Origin of the sequence: Burkholderia sp. Ac-20379 (assembly GCF_017104645.1) — a bacterium.
In the GTDB taxonomy this organism is placed as follows: domain Bacteria; phylum Pseudomonadota; class Gammaproteobacteria; order Burkholderiales; family Burkholderiaceae; genus Burkholderia.
Genome location: NZ_JAAGPF010000082.1, coordinates 21,071 through 27,376, shown reverse-complemented (window position 1 = coordinate 27,376; position 6,306 = coordinate 21,071). Strand labels below are relative to the sequence as shown.

The following is a 6,306-nucleotide window of genomic DNA, read 5'->3' as shown; positions in this document are numbered from 1 at the left end:
CGACCGGCGCGGGCGCGCGCTCCGCGCCATGCGCGAGCGGCAGCCCCAGGTCGCGCCAGCCGAGCGTGCCGAAATCGAGCGTCGAGACCGGGTTGGCCACGCCGCCGTCGATCAGCGTCTGCGCGGCCAGCACGGCGCGCGAGCGCCCGGCGCAGGTGGTGATCACGCGCACCTCGGGCGAGCGCACCAGCGCATGGAACTGCGTCGCGATCTCGCCGCCCGGCGCCGGGTAGGAATCCGGAATGTGTTCGCGCGCATATTCCTCGAGCGAGCGCGTGTCGAGCACGATGGCCGGCGTGCCGGCCTCGCGCAGCCGCACGAGTTCGCGCGCGGTCGTGACCGGCGTGCGGAAGCTGCGCTCCACATCGCCGGAAATGATGCGCGGCGCGGCCACCCGGATCGGCACCACCGGCAGCCGCTCGTTGTCGTCCACGCCGCCGCGCAGGCTGTAGACCGTTTCGTAGCCGCGCTCGGCCAGTTGGCCGGCCGCGCGGCGCACCAGCGAGCCGTCGCCGTCGATCAGCGCGATCGGCGTGTGACGGTGCGGCACCAGCGCGTCGATGCGCGCGTCCAGTTCGACGAGCGGCACGTTCGCGCCGTGCAGCGGCGCGCCGTTGCCGAACGCGATCGCCGGGCGCAGGTCGATCAGCGCGATTTCGCCGGGCGCGCGCAGGATCTCGCCGAGGCGGATCGCGTCGATGTCATGCAAAGCCATAGGGATTCCCGATCAAGTTGACGAAGCCGGCGAGCGGCATCAGCCGTGCGCGAGCGCCACGTCGGCGAAGTTGCCGAACATCGCGCTGCCCACGTCGTTCAGGTTGCGCACCTCGCGCCGCAGCAGGATCACCACCGTCAGCGACACCAGCGGCAGGCGCGGCAGATCCGTCTGCGCGAGCTTCTGGAAGGCGGCGTACAGCTTGGCGCGCTCGGCCGGCTGCTGCTCGCGCGCGGCGCGGAACAGCAGCTCGTCGGCCTGCGGGCTGACGTAGTGCGCGCCGTTGCTGAACGGCACGCCGGGCCGGAAGCTGTTCGATGCGTAGAAGCGCTGCAGGCCGATCACCGGATCGGGGCCGACATTGCCGAGAATCAGCCCGAGATCGAAATCGCGGTCGGTGTAGATGCGCTTCACGTACTGGCCGAAATCCTGCGAATGCAGATCGACCTTGACGCCCACCCGGCCCAGCGCGCCGCGAATGTATTGGGAGGTCTGCATCATCGCCGTCTTCGGGTTCGAATCGAGCGTCAGCGCGAGCCGCGTGCCGTCCGCGCCGCGGCGCAGCCCGGCCGCGTCGAGCAAGGCCTCGGCGCGCGCCGGATCGTAGGGATATTTCGGCACGTCGTCGGTGTGGAACGCGGCCAGCGTCGGCGGCAGCGGCGCATCGGCCGCACGCGCGAAACCCGAATACACGTTGCGCACGATGAAGCTGCGGTCGATCGCGTGATACAGCGCCTGCCGCACGCGCAGGTCGCGCAGCGCCGGGCGGTCGAGGTTCAGATCGAGATTCAGCACCGTCGCCGTCACCGGCGTGTCGCCCGTGATCAGCGACACCTTGCCGCCCTGCTCGATACGGCGGATGTCGACCTGCGGAATGCTCTCGCTGGTCGCGATCTGCACGACGTTGGTTTCGAGCGCGATGGCGGCCGCGGCCGAATCGGGAAACACGCGGAACACCAGCTTGTCGAGGTACGGGCGGCCCGGCACCCAATAGTCTGGATTGCGTACCAGTTCGACGAACGCGCCGCGCTGCCAGCGCGAGAAGCGGTACGGCCCGGTGCCCACCGGCGCGTTGTTGGCCGGGTTGCTCAGCACGTCGCGGCCTTCGTACAGATGGCGCGGCAGCACCTGCGAGACGCTCGCGCCGAGCGCGTTGATCAGATACGGCGACGGCTCGTCGAGCTTGAGCACCACCGTGTGCGGATCGGGCGTCTCCACGCGCGTGACGTGCGCATAGGCGATGCGCCCCTGCGGATGCAGCTTCTGCCAGACGTTCTGCAGCGACCACGCCACGTCGGCCGACGTGAACGGCTTGCCGTCGTGCCAGCGCACGCCCTCGCGCAGCCGGAACGTCCAGGTCAGGCCGTCGGCGCTGGTGCGCCAACTGGCGGCCAGCTTCGGCACCGGACGGAACTGCGCGTCGTATTCGACGAGCGGATCGAACAGCTTGGTCGACACCGTCAGCGGCGGGCCGGCCGGCGAGAACGCGCTGACCAGGAAATCGGGTTCGGCGTAGATCGCCATCGACAGCGTGCCGCCCGGCTGCGCGGGCGCCGCGGCGGCGCCATCGGCCGCTCCATTGGCGGCGGCCGTGGCGGCCTGGCCGATGCCGGGCACGGCCCCGAGCGAGGTGGCGGACAGCCACGCGGCCGAGGCGAGGAGAAGCTCTCTGCGAGAAGGATTCATGTTCGTAAGGACGTGACGATGCACGCCGGTGCGCCGAGGCGCACCGGGCTCGATATCAAGGACAACGGATCGAATGGCAGATGGCCTGGGCGGTGGCGCGTCGATCGACGCATCGCCGCCCACACCGGGCCGGGCTTCGCTACAGGGCTAGCGCTCGCCGCCGCCGTGGCGCGGAATCCGCCCGAAGAACGGATGGCCGGGGTCGTTGAAACCCGGCGTCGACGGATGGCCGCTGGCCACCAGCGCGTCGACGAACGCCTCGTCGGCCGCATCGAGCCGGTAGTCGAGCGCCGGCAGATAGTCGCGCCACTGCTCGATCGTGCGCGGGCCGGCGATCGCCGAGCTGACATAGCGGCTGTTCAGCACCCAGGCCAGCGCGAACTGGCTCGCGCCGAGGCCGCGCGAGCGCGCGTGCGCTTCGATCTTGCGGGCCAGCTCGATCGTCTCGGGCCGCCACTCGGTCTGCAGCAGGCGGCGGTCGCTGCGGCCCGCGCGCGTGTCGTCGCCCGGCACTTCGCCCGGCGCGTATTTGGCGGTCAGCACGCCGCGCGCGAGCGGGCTGTACGAGATCACGCCGAGCCCGAAATGCTCGGCCGCGCTCAACTGCTCCGCTTCGACCTGACGGTTCGCGAGGTTGTAGAGCGGCTGGCTGGCGGCCGGGCCGTCCACGCCGAGCGCACGCGCCGTGTGCGCGAATTCGGCGATCTTCCAGCCGCGAAAGTTCGACAGCCCGTAATAGCGCAGCTTGCCGGCGCGCACCAGATCGGTCAGCGCGCGCACCGTTTCCTCGACCGGCGTCTGGTGATCCTCGCGATGGATATAGAGCAGATCGATGTAATCGGTGCCGAGCCGCTTCAGGCTGGCCTCCACCGCCTGCACGATGTACTTGCGCGAGGCGCCGCGATCGTTCGCGCCCGGCCCGCGCGGATTGGCGAACTTGGTCGCCAGCACCCAACTGTCGCGGCGCGCCGCGATCGCGCGGCCCACCACGCGCTCCGATTCGCCGCCCGCGTAGCCATCGGCGGTGTCGATCGAATTGACGCCGTGCTCGAACGCCTCGTCGATGATGCGGGCGGCGTCCTGCTCGGCGGTCGGGCCGCCGAACATCATCGTGCCGAGCGTCAGCGTCGACACGTTAATGCCGCTGCGCCCCAATTGGCGATATTCCATATTCACTCCGGTGATTTTTAAATCGGCAAACAGAAAATCGGATATTTATTCAGACCAATTAAATCGTTCGATATCGCTGATTCGAGCGGTGTCGTGAAAACGACGCGATGACGACGGAATGGATGCTGCAGAGCCTGCTCCGGCGCTGTCATCGCGTCTTTCGAGGCAGATGCCCCGTCAGCGCGCCCGCTTCATTCCGAATCCCGATAAGCTAATATCTATTAATGATTTAATTTCGATTTATAAAGTCTATACTTGACTTTCTTTGCCGACAATCATCATTTTCGGGTGGCATTGCATGATTCAAAGTCAAGTAACCGGCGAGCATCCGCTGCGCAAGCGCCTGCCGCCGGCAACCAGCCTGATCACGTTCGAATCGGCCGCGCGGCTCGGCAGCTTCACGGCCGCCGCCGACGAGTTGCGCGTCACGCAGGCGGCCGTCAGCCGGCAGATCCGGCGCATCGAGGATTTCGTCGGCGCGCCGCTGTTCGTGGCGGCGGGCCGGGGCCGCACGCTGAGCCCGGCGGGCCGGCAACTGCTCGAAGCCGCCACGCAAGGGCTCGAACACATCGCGAAATCGATCGCGCAGGTGAAGGCGTACGGCACGCGGCAGCCGCTCGCCGTGTCGGCGCCGCTGAGCTTCGTGAACCTGTGGCTGATGCCGCGCCTCGGCGCGTTCCGCGAGGCGCATCCCGACATCGATCTGCACTTCGCGACGGGCGACATCGACATGGCGCCGCCCGACGCCGCCAACACGATCGCGATCCGCTTCGGCGACGGCAAGTGGCCACACCTGAGCGTGCATCCGCTGCTCGACATGCAGGTGGTGCCGGTTTGTTCGCCCTCCTATGCAGCCGAATTCGCGCAGCGCGCGGCCGGCCACGGCGACGCGTTCGCCCTGCTCGGCGGCACGCTGCTCGATCGGGATACCGAACCGCCGCTGGCGATCCGCTGGGATGCCTGGTTCACGCACGCCGGCATTCCCGGCGCCCATGCGCCGCGCCGCCTGCTGTTCAGCAGCTACGACGCGGTGCTGCACGCGGCGCTGCATGGCCAGGGCATCGCGCTCGGCGCCGATGCCTTGCTGCGCGGCGCGTTCCGGCGCGGCGAGCTGGTGCGCGCCACGCCCGAAGTGCCGGGCTGGCCGCTGCGCTGCCATCTGGTGATGCCGGGCGCATTGCAGACCACGCCCGAAATGCAGCAGTTCATCGCGTGGATCACGAACGAGGCCGGCCGCCCGATCGAGCGGCTTTGAGGCGCGCACGCGGTTCCCGCCGCCAATGAAAAAAGCGCCGGCCCGCGTTCGCGGGCCGGCGCTTCGTCATGCCGGATGGCGGCTGGCCGCGTATCAGAACTTGTGGCGGATACCCACGCGCGCGGCGATCTGGTTGGTCGCGCCGTTGCCCGACGGGCCGAAGAACGCCGTGCTCGAACCGATCTGCGCCTGCACGTCCTGCGTGCCGTTGCGGCCCGAGGCCTTCTGATACACGCCCACCAGGTACACGTCGGTGCGCTTGCTCAGCGCGTAGTCGAGGCTCGCGTCGATCTGGTTCCAGTGGCCGCCGTTCGCGTTGTGCATGCGCGTGTACGTATAGGCCAGGCCGCCGGCCAGCGCCGTCGTGAAGTTGTAGCGGCCGCCCACGTCCACCGCGTCGAGCGAGGTGGCCGCGCCGTTCAGCGCTTCGATGCGCGTGTTCGTGTAGAGCGCGAACAGCGCCGCGTTGGCGAACTGGTAGCGCGTGCCGATGCCGAACGTGCGCAGATCCTTGCCGCCGCCCGTGCCGCCGGCATTGACGTTCGCGATCGAGGTCGGGAACGCCGGGACTTCCGCCGTCGGATACGAGATGTCGGTATAGGCCGCGCCCACCGAGAAGCCGCCCATCGCGTAGTTCAGGCCGAAGCTGTAGGCGCGCGACGAACCGGTCGAGCCGCCGACCGGCGCCGAGCCGGCGAACGCGCCGGCCTGGTTCGAGAAGCCGTACAGCGCGCCGAACGTCACGCCCGAGAAGTTCGCCGACGAGAACTTCACCGCGTTGTTGATGCGGCTGTTCACGAGCTGGTCGAAATCGTTGATGTGATACGCGTAGTTGCCGGCCAGCGTGTTGGTGCCGGCCGAATACTGGCCGCCCAGCACGTCGGTCGAGAACGTGTATTGGCGGCCGAACGTCAGCGCACCGATGCCGTCCTTCGTCAGGCCCACGTAGGCCTGACGGCCGAACATCGCGCCGCCCTGGTTGATCACGCCGGTGCCGGTGTTGAAGCCGTTCTCGAGCAGGAAGATCGCCTTCAGGCCGCCGCCGAGGTCTTCCGAACCGCGCAGGCCCCAGCGGGTGCCCTGCGCGACGCCGTCGTCGTACTTGAAGCGCTTCGCCGAGCCGGTGCCGGCGGCGGCGTGGTTGACGTAGCTGAGGCCGGTGTCGATCACGCCATACAGCGTCACGCTGCTCTGGGCGTGCGCGAGCGTCGTGCCGAAGGCGGCCAGGGCCGCCACGGTGGTCATTTTCTTGAGCAAGCTTGTCTCCTGCGAGCGCCGCAACGCGTGCCGTCCGAAGCAGGCGGACGCAACGGCGCCGAATGGGGTGCGATTGATTGGAGTGCTATCGAACGCCGGTTGAACGCCGGTTGAACGCCGGTTGTACCGGCGGCATCCGGTTTTGTTTATCTGGCCTTGCGGCCTTGTTTACCGGGCGCGGCGCATCGGGTGTCGGCGAGCCGCGCGGCGCGAGTTTACTGCG

5 protein-coding genes are annotated in these 6,306 nt (G+C 68.7%); 1 reads left to right on the top strand and 4 read right to left on the bottom strand.

Going from position 1 to position 6,306, the window contains the following annotated elements:
- The 3 genes from G3N92_RS13485 to G3N92_RS13475 all read right to left on the bottom strand — a co-directional run.
- Positions 1–715: rhodanese-like domain-containing protein (locus G3N92_RS13485; protein ID WP_277396164.1), on the bottom strand; the 715-nt coding region annotated here is incomplete at its 3' end.
- Between the two features lie 39 nt (positions 716–754).
- Complete coding sequence (locus tag G3N92_RS13480) at positions 755–2,401, bottom strand: ABC transporter substrate-binding protein (protein ID WP_206128024.1); 1,647 nt, start codon at positions 2,399–2,401, stop codon at positions 755–757.
- Between the two features lie 147 nt (positions 2,402–2,548).
- A complete protein-coding gene (locus G3N92_RS13475; protein ID WP_206128023.1) occupies positions 2,549–3,571 on the bottom strand; it encodes an aldo/keto reductase in 1,023 nt (340 codons plus the stop codon).
- A gap of 298 nt (positions 3,572–3,869) precedes the next feature.
- On the opposite strand from G3N92_RS13475, the gene G3N92_RS13470 reads away from it, so the two are divergent.
- Complete coding sequence (locus G3N92_RS13470) at positions 3,870–4,826, top strand: LysR substrate-binding domain-containing protein (protein ID WP_206128022.1); 957 nt, start codon at positions 3,870–3,872, stop codon at positions 4,824–4,826.
- 93 nt (positions 4,827–4,919) lie between these two features.
- Here G3N92_RS13470 and G3N92_RS13465 read toward each other — a convergent pair whose 3' ends face one another.
- Positions 4,920–6,083, bottom strand: a complete 1,164-nt coding sequence (locus G3N92_RS13465; RefSeq protein ID WP_206128021.1) for a porin — start codon at positions 6,081–6,083, stop codon at positions 4,920–4,922.
- Between the last annotated feature and the right edge of the window lie 223 nt (positions 6,084–6,306).

Bases quoted from the DNA above. Each gene is read 5' to 3' on its own strand.
- G3N92_RS13475 (WP_206128023.1), bottom strand. From the start codon at position 3,571: ATGGAATATCGCCAATTGGGGCGCAGCGGCATTAACGTGTCGACGCTG.
- G3N92_RS13470 (WP_206128022.1), top strand. From the start codon at position 3,870: ATGATTCAAAGTCAAGTAACCGGCGAGCATCCGCTGCGCAAGCGCCTG.
- G3N92_RS13480 (WP_206128024.1), bottom strand. From the start codon at position 2,401: ATGAATCCTTCTCGCAGAGAGCTTCTCCTCGCCTCGGCCGCGTGGCTG.